The following is a 16,837-nucleotide window of genomic DNA, read 5'->3' on the forward strand; positions in this document are numbered from 1 at the left end:
AACAACTTAAACATCCAAACCTCGTTTTGATTGCACAATAAAAGGAAAAACTTCATGTAAAGGAGGTCGCGCGTGAAAAGTATACATAGTCGTTTGTTGCTCATGCTGCTAGGTTTTATTATCGTGCCGTATTTTTTAACGATATTTATTATTTATGCTTATACGAAGAACAGTGTTGAGAAATATGAACTGAACAACAGCCAGATGCAGCTGGAGAAGAATGCGGAAGACCTCCAACAATATTTTGATGACATGGTGAACCTCCCGTACATCTTGTATCGAAATCCGGATCTGTTTCGAATTTTTACGGAGGGATTTGAAGACTCGATCTACTTTGATCAGGATTCTGTCGAGAAGAGTATTGAGACATTTTACTTAACGAGAAATGAGATTCGCCAGCTCCGGTTTTATTTAAATGAAGGAAAAGAGTCGTTTACCGTATATAACGCGACTGTTAGTACACGAAAATCACAGCCGGATCTACTGAACCAAGAACACATTAAACAATTGTTTAAATCCAATAAAAATTATGTGATCGAGCTGCCACATGTGATAAAAAACTACAACAATGCTGCGATTATTCCAGAGTCAGATCGGACGAAGGTGTTAAGCATTCATCATAAAATAAAGGAAGTGCCGTCTGACAAGTTTCTTGGAATCATGACGATGGACATTAGTTTAGGTGAGTATTCAAAAATCGTGAGTAACTTAGCGGGAGAAAATGGGTCATCAGCTTATCTGATCAATGACCAAAATGAAATCATGTATGCGACGGATGCTTCATTAATAGGTAAGCGGGTTCCATCCGACTTACAAAATCGAATCGAAAAAGGTACAACAGATAAAGAAATATCGCTAACAAAGACATTAGATGGACCGATTGAAGGCTGGAAATTAGTGAAAAAGACGCCGAGTGACGTACTGTTCCGCGATGTTCGGAAAACGGCGACTATCAATATCATCGTCGGCCTTGGTGTTGGCCTTTTAGGTCTACTCATGATCAGTTTCATCTCATATAAAATTTCTCGGCCGATTCGGGAACTGAGTGAGAAGGTGCGCGGGATCGAAGGGGGACATATCGAGATTCCTTTTGAGAACGATCGTCAAGATGAGATCGGACACTTGGAACGACATATTAAAGACATGACGGATCGGATCAATCTTCATATTAATCGTGAATATAAGTTGGAAATTGAGAATCGGAGAAATCAGTTTCGTGCGTTGAAGTCACAAGTGAATCCACACTTTTTGTTCAATGCTCTGCAATCGATCGGAGCGGTGGCGCTTCGTTCCAAGTCTCCGCAAGTGTATGGACTGATTACATCGCTGTCTAAGATGATGCGTTATTCCATGCAAGCGAATCAGTGGGTGACCGTGCAGAATGAAGTGGACTATATGAAGGCCTACCTCAATCTGCAACAGGCCCGATTCGGAAAAGAGCTTCATTATGAGCTGAATTTCAGTGACGAGGTACTTGAGAATAGGATTCCAAGTATGATTTTACAACCGCTTGTCGAAAATTTTTTCAAGCATGTGTATGAAGAGGGCTATTACGAAGCGCAACTGACGGTTTCGGGTGAGTTAAAAGGAGATTCTCTCTATCTTGTTGTTGAAAATAGTGATGGTCCTGAAATCACACAAAGCGAATTAGATCGTTTACGAGAAAACATTTATCGATCGCCAGCGGAAGGTACCCCTGTAAACGAACATATTGGGCTGAAGAATATATATCAGCGACTGATTCTAAACTATGGCAAGCGAGCTGATTTCCTAGTGGATCAGCCGAATGGACAAGGTTTTTCGGTAACGATTGTCATTCCAAAAGATTCTAGGGATGAGCCCAGAGTTTAGTGACAGAAAGTAGGTAAACAAATGAAGGTGTTGATAGCTGACGATGAGTTCAATGTCCGCGATGTGATTCGGTATATCGGGAAATGGGATGAACACGGGATAACGGAGATCTTGGAAGCAGCGAACGGAAACGAAGCGAAGAAGGTTATTGAAAAAGAGCAGCCGGAGATTATTTTTACAGATATTAAGATGCCGGGAATGAGTGGCTTAGAGCTGATCGAGTGGTTGGATTCTATCTCGTATGAAGGCAAGGTTATCTTGATTACAGGTTATGACGATTATCAGTTTATGAGAAAAGCCATTCAGCATAATAGCTTCGATTATCTATTAAAACCGGTCGAGGATGAGGCGTTTAACAACGTGCTGAAAAAAGCAGTTGCCGCTTATGATGAGGAAAGAAAGTCTCGTGTGTACCAAGAGGACGCGGTCAAGATTCGATGGAGTCAAACGGTTTTAGCGGCTTGTCTCGGTGAGCCAGCAGACCTCGAACTTATCGCCTCGAACCTGCCACCATCGGAAAGATATGATTTTACATTGTTATCGTTCTATCAAATGCATCAGCCTGCGCCTTTTATCGAAAAACTTGCTGATGAGTTGGTGGATCAGAAAATCGGGAACGCTGTAATGCTCCCGGGTGATAGTAACCAAAGTGTGCTCATCACCTTGCCGGAAGAGTGGTTTTTGGTAGAAGAGCGTTTGAGCCGTGAGCTTGATATTCCGGTGCGCCTCGTAAAGGGCGAGCTGCAGTCACTTCAAGAGATTCACGAAAAATATAACGATCTTCAAAGTGAGCTTGAAAATCAAAACTACCGATCGATCCAGCGGTTGGACGAACTTGAAGCGAAACAGCGCATGAACGATATTATTTCGTATGTTGAAACATACTACATGGAAGATGTGAGTTTAGAAAGACTAGCGAACCGGTTCTTTTTTAGTCGGGAGCATATCTCTCGCAAGTTCAAACAAGAAACAGGCATGACGTTATCGAAATATATAACAAAATTAAGGATTGACCAGGCGAAACGTTGGTTGAAGGAAAGTGATGAAAGCATCTTTTCGATATCAACGATGCTCGGCTATCAAGATGAAAAATACTTTTCTAAGCTTTTTAAAAAAGAAGTAGGGATAACACCGTTTGAGTTTCGAAATGGTGAAAAATCGTAAGCAGAGATTTTAAATAGAAAGGGGTGATTCCAGAAAACATGAAAAAGCATTATGTAACCATTGGTATGATAGCGATTCTTCTTGCAGGCTGTCAGAAAGAAAGTGATTCAAAGCCCCCAAAAGAAGCAAAGATAGAGAAAAAGGTTGTACTTGATATCCGAAACCCGAAAGTAGAGATCGCCTCTGAATTTGAAGAGCTCGCGAAAGTCTATGAAAAAGAAAATCCTGAGATTGATATACGGATTCGTACGGTCGGAGGAGCGGCAGATGATTATTCTGACTTAAAAGCAGAACTGGCTTCAGGTAAGGGGCCGGACATTTTTACAAACACGGGGTATGGAAATGCTGAGACGTGGCGGCCGTATTTAGAGGACCTATCAAAAGAGCAATGGGTCCAGGAAGCGTATCCAGGTACGCTTGACGCGATCAAGATGGACGGCAACGTGTACGGAATGCCTATGAATTTAGAAGGCTATGGCTTTATTTACAATAAGCAGCTGTTTCAACGTGCTGGTGTAGAACAAGTACCAAAGACATTACCAGAGTTAAAAAATGCAGCGGTAAAATTAGAGCGAAAAGGAATCACCCCGTTCGCAACCGGCTATTACGAGGACTGGAAGCTTGGTGTCCACCTATTAAATGTGGCTTTTGCGAGACAGAAAGATCCTGATGCTTTTATAAAAAAGTTGAATGCAGGTGAAGTGCAAATTCCGGATAATCCACTGTTTCAGGACGTGATTGATCTATTGGATGTTACGCTGAAATACGGAAATGCTGATCCGTTAACGACGGATTACAACATGGAAGTGGACCTATTCGCAAAAGGAAAAACCGCGATGATTCTGCAAGGAAACTGGATTCAACCGATGATCGATGAACGAGCTCCTGATCTGGATGTTGCTTTCATGCCGATACCGATCAATGATGAACCAACCGATCAGCTTGTTGTGAGCGTGCCGAACTATTGGGTCGTGAACAAACAGGCAGATTCTTCAGATAAAAAAGAAGCGAAGCGTTTTTTAAACTGGATGGTGAATTCGGAAAAAGGACAAACGTTCATTACGGAGCGTTTTAAGTTCATCCCGGTTTTTAAAAACATTAAAACGGAAAAGCTAGGTCCGCTTGCAAAAGAGACGATAGCGGCATACGAAAAAGGCGACACGTTGGATGCCAACTGGAACGGCTTTCCCGCAGGGGTGAAAGAAGAGTTCGGATCTGCCATGCAGATGTATGTTGGTAAACAATTGACACGTAATCAGCTGTTGCGCGAATTTCAGCTTTCTTGGGACAGAGCACGAAAAGCACAAAAATGATGAGACTCCTTGATAAGGGGTCTTTTTTGATGTGAAAGTGGTGGATCTCCCTTGTAGGGAACTTGCGGTGAGCCACCTCGGTGTTTAGTAATTAATATTCTTACCTGTCTTGCATCTTACACAGTAACAACTTATCAATCTAATGACGCTTTCCACCAACAACATTTACGAGATATCAATTTAAGACGAAATCCTCATCAATCCATGCCATATCTACATGCCGCAACCTCCCCTATACTTGTACTTGCAAGTCACAACAGGTTGGAACTGCTAGAAAAGGACCAACGAAAATCACATAGGAGGAATACGTATGAACTATCGTAATATGGCGAAAAAAGTAGCTGTCGTATCACTCAGTACTGCGATTTTATTAGGAGGCGGGTCGACTACATTTGCGTCAGGACAAACCCCTTCAGATTTTAAAGAAACGTACGGAACTTCACAGATCACGCGCTACGACATGAAACAAATGATCAATCAGCATAAGGATCCAAAATATACGGTGCCCAAATTTGATGCATCAACGATTAAGAACGTTGAGTCCGCTAAAAAAGTGGATGAGAACGGTAAGAAGATCGACATGGACGTGTGGGATACGTGGCCACTTCAAAACGCTGACGGAACGGTGGCTGAATATAAAGGCTATCACATCGTTTTCGGTCTAGCGGGTGACCCGAAGAACCCAAACGACACGTTCATCTACATGTTTTATAAAAAAGCAGATGACCAATCAATCGATGCTTGGAAAAATGCTGGACGTGTTTTCGAGGACGATGACAAGTTCAAAGCAAACGATAAATACTTAGAGCGTCAATCTGAAGAGTGGTCAGGATCTGCAACGTTCACTTCTGATGGCGAAGTTCGTTTGTTCTACACAAACCGTGAAGCATTCAAGCCAGATCAAGATCGTTTTGGTAAACAAACATTAACAACTGCACAAGTAAACCTTTCTCAACCTGATAGCAAAACGCTTAAGGTCGACGGTGTAGAAGATTACAAGTCTATCTTTGAAGGCGGAGACAGCAAAATGTACCAAACGGTTGACAAAGCGTTCGGTGGCGGGGACTACAACGACAACCATACGTTCAGAGATCCTCACTATATTGAAGAAGATGGACGCAAATATTTAGTGTTTGAAGCCAACACAGGTACTGAAACAGGTTACCAAGGAGAAAAATCTCTTTATAACCAAGCATACTACGGAAAGAGCAATGCTTTCTTCCAAGCTGAAAAGAAGAAGCTGTTAGCGAGCGATAAGAAAGAAACAGCTGAAAAGGCAAACGGTGCGATCGGAATCATCGAGATCAACGACGATTATTCTGTGAAGAAAGTGATGAAGCCACTTATCGTATCCAACACGGTAACAGATGAGATCGAGCGACCAAACATCTTTAAGAAAGATGGGAAATGGTACCTCTTCACGAGCAGTCGTGGTTCTAAAATGACAATCGATGGCATTGATGACAGAGACATCTACATGCTTGGATATTCTGCGAACTCTCTAGACGGCCCGTTCAAGCCGTTGAACAAAACGGGTATTGTGCTGCACCAAGACCAAGATCCGAAAGACATCACTTGGACGTATGCACACTACGCGATCCCACAAGAAAATAGCGACAATGTCGTTGTAACAAGCTACATGACAAACAGAGGCTTTTTCGAAGATCGTAAATCAACATTTGCACCAAGCTTCGAGATGAACATCAAAGGCCCACACACATCTGTTGTGAAAAATAGCATCCTTGAACAAGGACAATTAACGAAGTAAAAAAGATTTTTCTATCATTCAATTTTCGACCTACCCTACAAATCAACCAAAAAGGAAATGCCAGAGATGGCATTTCTTTTTATTTAGGGATTACTAGGAGGTTAGCGTATGTATAAGAATGACAAATGGCCATTATTATTTATTTTTTGTTTACTGTTGGCAGGCATATTACTCGTGAATCATTTAGTGAAGGAATCTAGTAAGCCGGTTCCGAAAAAGGAGAACGATCCATCGTACCGGGCAGATTATCATTTTACAACGCCTGATAAGTGGAAGAACGATCCTCAGAAGCCGGTCTATTATAAAGGGAAATATCATTACTACTATCTGTATAACAAAAATTATCCAGATGGAAATGGAACAGAGTGGCGCCATGCAACGTCAGAAGACCTTGTGAACTGGAGGGATCAAGGCGTGGCGATTCCGAAATTTACGAACGATAACGGAGATGTATGGTCAGGTTCTGTAGTAATCGATAAAGAAAATACCGCTGGGTTCGGGAAGAATGCGTTTATCGCTATTCTGACACAGCCTTCAAAAGACGGAGGAAAACAGAAGCAGTTTCTCTGGTACAGTACGGATGAAGGAAAGACGTTTAAGCCTCATGGCGAGGACCCCGTTTTAGATAACCCGGGAACGAAGGATTTTAGAGACCCTAAAGTCGTCTGGGATGATGAGCGTAAAAAATGGATCATGCTGATGGCAGAAGGGACGAAAATCGGATTTTATGAGTCGGATGATCTGAAAAACTGGAGATTTACGAGCGATTTTCAAATGAAGGATATCGGATTGATCGAATGTCCTGATCTCTTTTTGATGCGTGGTGAAGATGGAACGTTGAAATGGGTGCTCGGTGTGAGCGCGAACGGTCTCGCGTCTGGAAAACCGAACACGTACGCGTATTGGACGGGCGATTTTAACGGAGAATTCTTTGCCGTTGATCATGAAGATCCCGAGTGGCTGGATCACGGCTTTGATTGGTATGGCGGCGTAACGTTTGATGAAGGAGAGAAGAGTGATCCTGATGCGAAAAGATATGCGCTCGCTTGGATGAACAATTGGAGCTATCCGCATGAAACGCCGACGAGGAAAGAAGATTTTAACGGTATGGATTCTGTGGTGCGTGAACTTCAGTTGAAACATGATGCTAACGCGGATCGATATTATTTAGCGTCACAACCGGTTGCAGCGTTAGAGAACTTAACAAGTTATAGGGATTTCTTCCAGCAGATTAAAGTGGATGGAGAAAAAACGCTCGATGTATCTGGAGATTCGTACGTGTTAGAAACAGATATCAGTTGGGAAGACAGCCAGAATATTGGTTTGAGACTTCGAGAGTCCGAAGACAAGAATCGTCATATTGATGTTGGGATTCATAGTGAAGGGCAGTTTTCTTATGTGAATCGATCCGCTGCTAATCAACCGGATAAAAGCGGACAATATGTAGAGAGCAAAGCGCCATTTTCTTCTGGAAAGCAAAACGTTCACTTGAAAATCCTCGTGGATAAGACAAGTGTGGAAGTGTTTGTAGATGATGGACGAGTCGCGCACTCTAGCTTAGTGTATCCGGAGCATCATGATCAGGGAATCACACTGTTTTCTGAAGGTGGAGAAGCTATATTTGAGAATTTACAGGTAAAACATATAGATTGAGTGTGATTTTCGTGTGAAAGAGGTTTCGGTAGATTATGTTTGTGCGGGTTGTAGGTGGTTATGTGTGATTTTCAGGTGGTCGAGGGGTGTTTATCGGTGGTGTGAGCATCGTTTCAGGTGGTCAGCAGCCATTTACAGGTGGTCACACACCATTTACCGGTGAACGTGTAACAAATATAAAAACACGTACCGTAAAACCACCCACAACACAAAAGTAAAGCAACTTCCTAGGCGAAGTTGCTTTTTTAATATAACTAAAAGTTCAGCAACACACCTTTTCGGAAGTAAATGTAAGATTTATAATAAAATCACAGACAGAAAAAAGGGGACAAGAGGATTATGACAGACATTCTATGGACGATCTATCTAGGGATTATAGGTGCTTTTGCCATCGGCTATTTCATCAAAGGCGGTTACAAGACCCACTCTGCGAAACTAGATTTTGTTATTTCAATCATTACGTGGATCGGCTTGTTCGGGTATGTTACGAGCAATGAGCTCTTCACGCCACTTCTATGGAAATTTGTTTTCATAGGCGGACTGATCTGGGATCTAGCGTATGGACTTAAAAAGTTTAATGAAGACGCGAACGAGATTCCTAGAGCCGCTCGACCAGCGATATTCGGCATTACGGCACTAATTATGATCGGTCCTCTCTATTACGGGCTGTTTCAATACGCGTTTTAAAAAAGAGAGGAGTGATCATCGCGATCACTCCTCCTTTTTTAATTATTTAACCTTTACCAAGGCCAACCTTGTGAACCACGGTTGACGTTTTATTGTTATCTGTTTCAGAGGTAGTCGTAAACATAAGCTCGGTTGGTTTCGGACCACTCTTCGCATCCGGAATCTTCACATAAACAGGAATGTATATGGATTGATTCAGCAGATGATTTTGTGGTTTGTACGGGCAAAGAACCCTTGTATTCAAACCTCCTCATGTTTTCTTTATTTAGGTTTTTTAGCTTTATTCGTGGGAATACTACCCTTTGAAATGAGGTGTGGTATTCATTGAGTAAAAACATAGAGAAATTGCTGGAAAAATTGATTGAACAAAATGAACAAAACAATTCGAAATTACCCGAACGTGCTTTAGAGGAAGCAACGAGCGAACGGACTGTGTTCGGTCAAGAAATTGGCATGACCGAATCATTGGAAACCAACACAAAAATCCTTAAACATATGGTAAACGGAGCACCTTTAAACATTGTAAATTATATAATTGGCAGAGAGGCAAAGACCAATGTCAAAGTGTTTAATATTGAGGGGAAAGTAGATACAATTACGTTGAAGCGTGTCATGAATAAAGTCTCAAATTTAGATGTGGACTATATGTTTAATGCAGAAGTGATAGCGGATGAATTAAAGGTTAAAGGTTCGGGATTATTTCCTATGACGAAGTTTACAGAACGATTTGAAACGATCGCTTCGGATCTCATGCAAGGTAAAGTAGTGGTTATAGCGGACCACACCCCTTACGCATTAGTTACGCCATTACTATTTTGGGAATTGTTTCAGACGGAAAACGAGTATACGACTAGTTACGGTTCCTTTGTAAATCGTTTGATGAGAATGTTTGGGTTTTTGGTAACCGTATTTTTACCTAGTATCTATGTAGCCGTGGAAAGGTTTCATTCTGGGGGTATTGAATCAGAGGTCATCAAAGGGTGGTTTCACGGCAAAGAGGTACTGGGTGCGTTTTGGGAAATGGCATTTATCTTATTTATTCTAAGGATAACGTTCGATGTTTCTTTGCATATCTATAAAAGTTTAACGATTATGATCACCGTATTAGCCACGTTGGTAGTCGGTGAACACGCGTTAACCATCCATTTGATTAGCCCTGCTGGATTAGTAGTTGCGGGATTAAATCAGTTGTGTGTGTTCTTAGTCCTTGTAAAAGGCATCGTTCCGCTCTCAACGACTCTTCGGTGGTTGATGTTAATCGTTGCTTACTTCTTTGGTTTTAGTGGATTAATCGTAGCTTTTACATTATTTTTTTTATGGGCAACCTATTTAAAACCTTATGGAATTCCCTATTTAACACCTATTTTACCTTTCCGACCATGGGAATTGAAAGACGTATTATGGCGTGGGAACCTTAAAACAATTATTAACAGCAAGCATTCTTTTAGGGAATAAAAATACTTCAACCAAACGGGAGCATTTCTTCAGAAGGAGAAGTGCTCTTTTAATTTATGTATAGAAATCCGTCATGTATTGAACAAGCCCTCCATATAGTAGTAATAATCATCATACTAGTGGCTTCTTATGTGAGGAATGCCTGTGATTAGAGGAGGGGTCGAATGCTTCATATTGTGGCTTGCATCAAGCAGGTTCCGGATACGAAGATCATCAAGATGAACCCGAAGACGAATACGATGGACCGCGCGAGTGCGCCTGCGATACTAAATCCATATGACGCACATGCGGTGGAAGAAGCGGTGCGTTTGAAAAAGAGATATGGAGGAACGGTTTCAGTTTTGACGATGGGTCCGCCGCCAGCGGTTAAGGCAATCAAGAAATGTATTGAAATCGGGGCAGATGAAGGTTACATGATCTCGGACCGAGCGTTTGCCGGTGCGGACACACTTGCGACGAGCTATGCGCTCACGAAAGCAATAGAGAAAATCTCGCAAATTAAGCCGGTGGATCTGATCATCTGCGGAAAGATGACGATCGATGGTGATACGGGACAAGTTGGACCAGGAATCGCACGCCGGTTAGACATGCCTCCTCTCACTTCTGTCAACAAGATAAAAGAGATCAACGTAGAAGAAGGGTATGCGATCGTTCACCGAAAGCTGGAGGATGGATATGAAGTGATCCAATCGACGATGCCGTGCTTGATGTCGGTGGAAAAAGAAATCAACGAAGTACCTTATTCTTCGATGACGAACATGCTGAAAGCAGCTCGCTATCAGCCAGTGATCTGGGCAGTTGCTGATCTAGAGGATGTGGAGAGAACACAGCTCGGACTAAAAGGCTCGCCGACGATCGTTTCAAAAGTGTGGGCACCGACAAAACCGAGTGGTGGTGAGATGTTAGAAGGGGATGCAGCAGTGCAAACAGAAAAACTGCTGAATCTTTTGTTAGAGAAAAAAGAACTTTTTGCGGTGAAGGGAGGGTCTGCCGTTGAGCTTTGAGGAGTATTCAGGCATTTGGGTTTTTATTGAGGTAAAAGACGGTGAGGTCGTACTGGTTTCGCTCGAGTTGTTAGGAGCGGGTAAGGAACTTGCAGACAAACGTGGCACCGAACTTGCTGGTGTGTTAATCGGAGAAAACGTCACACATCTCGCTGCTTCGCTTTTTGAATACGGAGCGGACACGGTTTATGTGTATGATGACACCATTTTTAAAAACTACCGAACCGAGTCATATATGAAAGCACTGTTAGAATGCTGTCAAAAGTATAAGCCTGAAGTGATTTTATATGGTGCAACCTCAACCGGAAAAGACTTGGCGAGCGCGGTTGCGACGGACCTTCCAACAGGACTCACCGCAGACTCTACGATTTTAGATATAGAAGAAGACACAGGATTGCTGCTTGCGAGCCGACCAGCGTTTGGCGGTAACATCATGGCAACGATTCTCTGTAAAAAGTATCGACCACAGATGGCGACAGTCCGCCCAAAAGTAATGAAGGCACTCACGCCTGAACCTGGCCGAAAAGGACAGTTAATAGAAGAAACAGCTTCTATAAAAGAAGAAGACATTCGAACGAAGGTGCTCGAGATCGTTCAGTTTACGACACAGAAGGTTCGAATCGATGAAGCGGATATTGTTGTTGCGGGCGGTAAAGGGCTGGGCAGTGAGAAGGGATTTCAGGTTGTTCATGATCTCGCTGAAACGCTTGGGGGAGCAGTTGGGGCGAGCCGTGATGTTGTTGAAGCAGGGTGGGTCGAGCACCATCACCAAGTGGGGCAGACAGGGTTAACGGTTACGCCAAAAATCTATTTTGCAATCGGCATTTCAGGAGCCATCCAGCACATCGTTGGGATGCAGAATTCAGGACTGATCATCGCCATTAACAACGATCCTGAGGCACCAATTTTTCAATCGAGTCACTACGGAATTGTAGGAGATGCGTTTGAAATCGTACCGCTTCTGATCCAACAGTTTAAACAAGCGTTTAACCAGGAGGTGGTGGATCATGTCTGAAAAGTTTGATGTAATCGTTGTTGGTGCAGGTCCTGCAGGCATTTCCTGTGCGTATGAACTAGCCAAAGCCGGCGTGAACGTATTACTCATCGAACGCGGAGAGTACCCGGGCTCAAAGAACGTGATGGGCGGTGTTCTTTATCGCAAAATGATGGAAGACGTGATCCCAGAGTTCTGGAAAGAAGCGCCACTCGAGCGACCGATTGTAGAGCAACGATTCATGATGATGGACAAAGAATCTGCTGTAACCGTCGGATACAAGGGGATGGAATGGGGACAGGAGCCGTACAACAACTTTACGGTGCTGCGGGCAAAGTTTGATCAATGGTTTGCGGGGAAAGCCGTTGAGCAGGGAGCTCTTTTGGTGAACGAAACCGTTGTTCTTGAGTGTATCGTGGAAAACGGAAAAGTAGTGGGAGTACGAACAGATCGGCCGGACGGTGACTTGTACGCAGACGTTGTCGTGTTGGCAGATGGCGTGAATTCGTTGTTAGCCAAGTCACTCGGCTTCCACAAAGAGTTCAGGCCGGATGAAGTGGCCCTCGCCACAATGGAAATTATCAAGCTCGACAAAAAGACGATTGAGGACCGATTTAATCTAGAAGAGAACCAAGGGACAACGATCGAGCTTTTTGGTGACGCCACAAAAGGAATTCTAGGGACCGGATTCCTCTATACGAACAAAGACACGCTGAGCTTAGGCGTCGGCTCACTTCTATCTGGCTTAATCAAGCATAAGATAAAACCATATGAGCTCTTGGAATATGTGAAGAATCATCCAATGATTCGTCCTTACATTGCAGGCGGAGAGCCGGTCGAATATTTGGCGCACATGATTCCGGAAGGTGGCTACAAATCGATGCCAAAAGTAGCGGGCAACGGGGTGCTCGTTGTTGGTGATGCCGCACAGCTCGTGAACGCCATCCACCGAGAAGGCTCAAACCTTGCGATGAAATCCGGTCAGTTTGCGGCTGAAGCGGTGCTCCTTGCGAAGGAACGTGACGACTATTCGGAAGCAACACTCAATCATTATAAAACGCGTTTGATGAGCAGTTTTGTCGGTCAGGATATGAAAAAATACAAAGATTCAACGCATCACTTCGATAAGTTTCCACAGTATTTTGATAAGTACATTCCGATGGTGAACAAGGCGGCGAGCCAGATGTTTACGGTCGATGGCTCATCGAAGTGGGAGAAACAAAAGAAAATTTGGCGTGATGTAGGAACGGCTGGAGAGAAATTTAAACTAGCTCGTGACGCGTACCGGGCGTGGAAGGTGATGAAGTAAATGAGCGAAAAAAAGTGTCAAAGCATCGAAGAAAAACAGTATCTCGTTCGTTTTAACGCAGACACGAAATCACATCTCACGGTTATGGATGCCGATGTTTGTCTGAACCACTGTCCTGATAAAATCTGCACGATATTCTGTCCAGCAGAAGTGTATAAGTGGGAAGAAATCAGGATGCACGTCGGATACGAGGGCTGTCACGAGTGCGGAAGCTGCCGAATCGGATGCCCGCATCAAAATATTAAGTGGGAATATCCAAAAGGTGGGCATGGGATTGTGTTTCGTTTGGGGTAATGGGCTGGAAAAAAGTAAGGACGACCAGGAATTAGACCGGGTTGTCCTTTTTTTGTGAATGAAATGACGGTGATTCTTTTTGTAGCAACGTGAGAACTATGACGATTAAGCGAGGGACTAAGCTAATAAGAAAAGGCTAGCCAAAAAACATGTTAAACTCCTCCTATTACTCTTCTTGGTTAAGGTTTTGACCAGAAGATATGCATGCCTAAATAAAAGAGTGCAACCAAGCTTAGGAATCCTATAACTAGAGTTGTAGCAATACGTTTTGATAATCCTTTTTCTGCGTAAAAAGCTAAGAACAAAGATAGGACGATAAACGTAATAAAAATAGAAAACATGTTATCACCGATAAATTGGCTATATGCAGCCAGAATGATTGGAGATCCCGCAATTAATAAAGAAAGAATTGAAAGTATACCAGCATTTCTTTTTAACACCATAAAAGCACTCCTTAGGATCATTTTCAGCTTTTATTCCTAACTTCTATTATTATACATAATTTCCCTTTTTCGTATGGGTGAATTTAAAAACGCAATAACTTTAAAGTTTTTTACGACAGCAACTGTTTTAAAGTTGGTGTTTACGGTACGTGTTTTATATCTGTTACACTTTCGCTCAATCCTGCAGTCGTTTCACTCCAACTTGATGCTGTTTCACGCAGAAACGTCAGGGTTTCACTCCAACTACCATCTGTTTCGCTCAGAAGTGTCACCTTTGAGCAGAACTTCTTTACAGCTCGCTACAAAAGTTAATGTCTTTAAATAAATGGCTTAAGGTAATCTATCAAATTAAACACCTGTTTAAAAATATTATGATTACCCTCTCTTAATACGACAAATATTTTACCGATATAGAATATGTAAAGTATTTTGGATTCATACACAAGGAGAGTTTCTATAAATGGACGCCGTTTCAAGTACATATCACATTCCGCTTGTTTCTCTATCAATCATTATTGCAATAATTGCTTCTTATGCTGCGCTCGACCTAGGGATTCAAGTACAAAAAACAAGATCATACGCACGTTACATTTGGATGATCTCTGGGGCTTTTGCGATGGGGATGGGCATTTGGGCGATGCATTTCGTGGCCATGCTTGCTTTTCATTTATCCATCAAAGTTACATATGATGTGACGCTCGTAATCGTTTCAATCATTCCAGCAATAATTTCATCAGGAATTGCTCTCTATATCATCAGCCGCCCTGTTATGGGGAAGAAGCAAGTGTTGTTAGGAGCTCTTTTCATGGCGACGGGTATAGTTTCTATGCATTACACGGGCATGGAAGCGATGAAGATGAATGCTGAAATACAGTACGATCCATTTTTATGGACGCTCTCGGCGGTCATTGCCTTTGTCGCATCAGTTGTAGCACTGTACCTACTATCCTTTGTCAGCCAAAACTATAAAACAAGTAAAATATGGCTTGTGAAGTTAGGAAGTGCGGTGCTCATGGGTATCGCCATTTCAGGAATGCACTATACGGGAATGTCGGCAGCCACTTATAAAGCACATCAACATCACGCTGATCTAACGGCAACGCCATTTAACAGTACTCTTTTAGCTTATGCGATTGGTATTGTAATCCTTATCCTGTTAGGAATGGTGTTCATCAGCACGTTCATCGATCGCAGGTTTGAATATCAATCGATCCTATCAGAAAGAAAGTTTCGTTCAGTCATTGAAAGTGCTAACGATTCTATTATTCTGTCAGATCGCACAGGAACCATTATCTCGTGGAATAAAGGAGCAGAGCTGATCTTTGGTTTTTCTGAAAAAGAGGCGTTAGGCAAAAACCTGCAGATCATTATACCGGACAAATTTAAAAAGGCTCATAAACAAGGGATGGAACGCTATCTTTTATCAGGAGAACCAAAAGTAATCGGCAACACGGTTGAGTTAGAAGGACTTCGAAAGGATGGAAGTAAGTTTCCGATCGAATTGTCCCTCGCAGCTTGGCAGGAAGATGATCATGTTTACTTTAGCAGCATTATTCGTGACATTACGGAGCGAAAAAGAAACGAGAAGAAAATTAATCAAATGGTTTATCGTGATCCTTTGACAGGTCTGCCGAATCGCCTGCTGTTAAACGACCGTCTTTCTCAAGCACTCGAATTGGCAAATGAGAACAAACAGACGATCGGCATCATGTTCATTGACCTCGATCGATTCAAGTACATCAACGATACGTTAGGACATGCGGTTGGCGATCAGCTTTTAATAGAAATTGCAAAGCGTATCCAAGCGTGTGTAGGGAAGAACGATACAGTCTGCCGCCAGGGTGGGGATGAGTTTATTGTACTTATACCAAATACAACGGCAGATGAAGTCTCTAAAATCGCACAGCAAATCGTAGATCTTTTTAGCAGCTCTGTAATGGTTAACGAGCAAGAGCTCTTTGTTACTCCATCAATCGGCATCGCGATGTACCCGGGAGATGGCCGTGATATAGAAACGTTAATAAAAAATGCGGACACTGCGATGTATCGTGTAAAGGAACAAGGGAAGAACAACTTTCAATTTTATACGCCAGAGATGAATGAGGCCGTTACTAAGAAAATGAAGCTGGAGATCGGCTTACGAAAGGCACTGGAACGTAACGAGTTTAAGATTGTATACCAGCCTCAAATTGATGTGGAAACAGGCGGAATCATCGGAGTTGAAGCTCTTTTACGCTGGCATCATCCAGAATGGGGAACGATCTCACCGGCTGAATTTATTCCGATTGCCGAAGAAACCGGACTGATTCTACAGATTGGAGAATGGGTGCTTCAAGGGGCTTGTCGTCAAAATAAAGAATGGCAGAACGCAGGATATGCACCGTTACGGATGGCGGTTAACATTTCCTCACGTCAGTTTCAACAGAGTGATCTCGTTGAGCGGGTGAGAAGAATCTTGAGAGAAACAGAGCTTGAACCCCAATATTTAGAGCTTGAGCTGACAGAAAGTATCATTCAAGATTCGAAATATGCTGTAGCGAAAATGCAGCAGCTGAAAGAGATGGGTATTCTCTTATCAATTGATGATTTTGGAACAGGCTATTCGTCGTTAAGCTATCTGAAGACATTCCCGATACATACGCTAAAAATTGATCAAAGCTTTACGCGTAATATCTATTCGGATTCTAAAGATGCGTCGCTTGTAGAAACGATAATCGCGATGGCTCATAATTTGGATCTGAAGGTAATAGCAGAAGGGGTAGAAACGGAAGAACAGCTAGAGTTTCTGCAACAAAAGCAATGTAACGAGGCACAGGGGTACTTCTTCAGCCGACCGATTTCAGCGGAAGATTTGGCGGTAATTCTTCAGGAGCGATCGGTAAGTGAAGTGAGCTGAATAACA

General features: G+C 42.7%; 16 protein-coding genes. 13 read left to right on the forward strand and 3 right to left on the reverse strand.

The annotated features are described in order from the left end of the window. The first annotated feature begins 72 nt into the window (after positions 1 to 72). The 7 genes from ACFS5O_RS06350 to ACFS5O_RS06380 all read left to right on the forward strand — a co-directional run bounded on the left by ACFS5O_RS06350 (position 73) and on the right by ACFS5O_RS06380 (position 8,436). Positions 73 to 1,851 (forward strand): sensor histidine kinase, encoded by a 1,779-nt coding sequence (locus ACFS5O_RS06350; RefSeq protein ID WP_205725150.1) that lies wholly within the window; start codon positions 73 to 75, stop codon positions 1,849 to 1,851. Between the two features lie 21 nt (positions 1,852 to 1,872). Further along, the gene (locus ACFS5O_RS06355; protein WP_205725151.1) at positions 1,873 to 3,015 is read left to right on the forward strand and encodes a response regulator transcription factor; all 1,143 of its coding nucleotides are present in this window, start codon (positions 1,873 to 1,875) and stop codon (positions 3,013 to 3,015) included. 38 nt (positions 3,016 to 3,053) lie between these two features. Beyond that, positions 3,054 to 4,328 carry an ABC transporter substrate-binding protein gene (locus tag ACFS5O_RS06360; RefSeq protein ID WP_205725152.1) on the forward strand — a complete coding sequence of 425 codons (1,275 nt, stop codon included), beginning with the start codon at positions 3,054 to 3,056 and terminating at the stop codon, positions 4,326 to 4,328. Positions 4,329 to 4,638: 310 nt separating this feature from the next. Next, positions 4,639 to 6,096, forward strand: coding sequence for a glycoside hydrolase family 68 protein (locus ACFS5O_RS06365; protein WP_205725153.1), 1,458 nt, complete (start codon positions 4,639 to 4,641; stop codon positions 6,094 to 6,096). 108 nt (positions 6,097 to 6,204) lie between these two features. Next, positions 6,205 to 7,749 carry a glycoside hydrolase family 32 protein gene (locus ACFS5O_RS06370; protein ID WP_205725154.1) on the forward strand — a complete coding sequence of 515 codons (1,545 nt, stop codon included), beginning with the start codon at positions 6,205 to 6,207 and terminating at the stop codon, positions 7,747 to 7,749. An 86-nt stretch (positions 7,750 to 7,835) separates the two neighbouring features. Beyond that, on the forward strand, positions 7,836 to 7,967 hold the full coding sequence (locus tag ACFS5O_RS06375; RefSeq protein ID WP_318300122.1) for a hypothetical protein: 132 nt from the start codon (positions 7,836 to 7,838) through the stop codon (positions 7,965 to 7,967). Positions 7,968 to 8,088: 121 nt separating this feature from the next. Continuing rightward, the gene (locus ACFS5O_RS06380; protein WP_205725155.1) at positions 8,089 to 8,436 is read left to right on the forward strand and encodes a hypothetical protein; all 348 of its coding nucleotides are present in this window, start codon (positions 8,089 to 8,091) and stop codon (positions 8,434 to 8,436) included. Positions 8,437 to 8,482: 46 nt separating this feature from the next. Here ACFS5O_RS06380 and ACFS5O_RS06385 read toward each other — a convergent pair whose 3' ends face one another. Beyond that, on the reverse strand, positions 8,483 to 8,680 hold the full coding sequence (locus ACFS5O_RS06385) for a hypothetical protein (RefSeq protein WP_205725156.1): 198 nt from the start codon (positions 8,678 to 8,680) through the stop codon (positions 8,483 to 8,485). Positions 8,681 to 8,760: 80 nt separating this feature from the next. On the opposite strand from ACFS5O_RS06385, the gene ACFS5O_RS06390 reads away from it, so the two are divergent. The 5 genes from ACFS5O_RS06390 to ACFS5O_RS06410 all read left to right on the forward strand — a co-directional run bounded on the left by ACFS5O_RS06390 (position 8,761) and on the right by ACFS5O_RS06410 (position 13,492). Next, complete coding sequence (locus ACFS5O_RS06390; protein ID WP_205725157.1) at positions 8,761 to 9,891, forward strand: spore germination protein; 1,131 nt, start codon at positions 8,761 to 8,763, stop codon at positions 9,889 to 9,891. Between the two features lie 164 nt (positions 9,892 to 10,055). Beyond that, entirely contained in the window at positions 10,056 to 10,895 is an 840-nt protein-coding gene (locus ACFS5O_RS06395) for an electron transfer flavoprotein subunit beta/FixA family protein (RefSeq protein ID WP_205725158.1), read from the forward strand. After that, entirely contained in the window at positions 10,885 to 11,910 is a 1,026-nt protein-coding gene (locus ACFS5O_RS06400; RefSeq protein WP_205725159.1) for an electron transfer flavoprotein subunit alpha/FixB family protein, read from the forward strand. The genes ACFS5O_RS06395 and ACFS5O_RS06400 overlap by 11 nt, the downstream gene beginning before the upstream one ends. Beyond that, entirely contained in the window at positions 11,903 to 13,198 is a 1,296-nt protein-coding gene (locus ACFS5O_RS06405) for an FAD-dependent oxidoreductase (RefSeq protein ID WP_198768518.1), read from the forward strand. Before ACFS5O_RS06400 ends, ACFS5O_RS06405 begins: the two co-directional genes overlap by 8 nt. Beyond that, positions 13,199 to 13,492 carry a ferredoxin family protein gene (locus ACFS5O_RS06410; RefSeq protein WP_137790879.1) on the forward strand — a complete coding sequence of 98 codons (294 nt, stop codon included), beginning with the start codon at positions 13,199 to 13,201 and terminating at the stop codon, positions 13,490 to 13,492. It abuts the gene before it with no gap. Positions 13,493 to 13,671: 179 nt separating this feature from the next. Here ACFS5O_RS06410 and ACFS5O_RS06415 read toward each other — a convergent pair whose 3' ends face one another. Both ACFS5O_RS06415 and ACFS5O_RS06420 read right to left on the reverse strand, forming a co-directional pair. Beyond that, the gene (locus ACFS5O_RS06415) at positions 13,672 to 13,935 is read right to left on the reverse strand and encodes a hypothetical protein (protein ID WP_205725160.1); all 264 of its coding nucleotides are present in this window, start codon (positions 13,933 to 13,935) and stop codon (positions 13,672 to 13,674) included. A 140-nt stretch (positions 13,936 to 14,075) separates the two neighbouring features. Next, a complete protein-coding gene (locus ACFS5O_RS06420; RefSeq protein ID WP_318300123.1) occupies positions 14,076 to 14,207 on the reverse strand; it encodes a hypothetical protein in 132 nt (43 codons plus the stop codon). A gap of 188 nt (positions 14,208 to 14,395) precedes the next feature. Here ACFS5O_RS06420 and ACFS5O_RS06425 point away from each other — a divergent pair, with 188 nt between their 5' ends. Beyond that, positions 14,396 to 16,831 (forward strand): EAL domain-containing protein, encoded by a 2,436-nt coding sequence (locus ACFS5O_RS06425; RefSeq protein ID WP_205725161.1) that lies wholly within the window; start codon positions 14,396 to 14,398, stop codon positions 16,829 to 16,831. Positions 16,832 to 16,837 lie beyond the last annotated feature (6 nt).

Source organism: Fictibacillus nanhaiensis (assembly GCF_042686385.1).
Lineage (GTDB): Bacteria > Bacillota > Bacilli > Bacillales > Fictibacillaceae > Fictibacillus > Fictibacillus nanhaiensis.

Coding starts and splice junctions, on each gene's coding strand:
- ACFS5O_RS06380 (WP_205725155.1), top strand. CDS start 8,089: ATGACAGACATTCTATGGACGATCTATCTAGGGATTATAGGTGCTTTT.
- ACFS5O_RS06370 (WP_205725154.1), top strand. CDS start 6,205: ATGTATAAGAATGACAAATGGCCATTATTATTTATTTTTTGTTTACTG.
- ACFS5O_RS06415 (WP_205725160.1), bottom strand. CDS start 13,935: ATGGTGTTAAAAAGAAATGCTGGTATACTTTCAATTCTTTCTTTATTA.
- ACFS5O_RS06405 (WP_198768518.1), top strand. CDS start 11,903: ATGTCTGAAAAGTTTGATGTAATCGTTGTTGGTGCAGGTCCTGCAGGC.
- ACFS5O_RS06355 (WP_205725151.1), top strand. CDS start 1,873: ATGAAGGTGTTGATAGCTGACGATGAGTTCAATGTCCGCGATGTGATT.
- ACFS5O_RS06360 (WP_205725152.1), top strand. CDS start 3,054: ATGAAAAAGCATTATGTAACCATTGGTATGATAGCGATTCTTCTTGCA.
- ACFS5O_RS06410 (WP_137790879.1), top strand. CDS start 13,199: ATGAGCGAAAAAAAGTGTCAAAGCATCGAAGAAAAACAGTATCTCGTT.
- ACFS5O_RS06365 (WP_205725153.1), top strand. CDS start 4,639: ATGAACTATCGTAATATGGCGAAAAAAGTAGCTGTCGTATCACTCAGT.
- ACFS5O_RS06425 (WP_205725161.1), top strand. CDS start 14,396: ATGGACGCCGTTTCAAGTACATATCACATTCCGCTTGTTTCTCTATCA.
- ACFS5O_RS06395 (WP_205725158.1), top strand. CDS start 10,056: ATGCTTCATATTGTGGCTTGCATCAAGCAGGTTCCGGATACGAAGATC.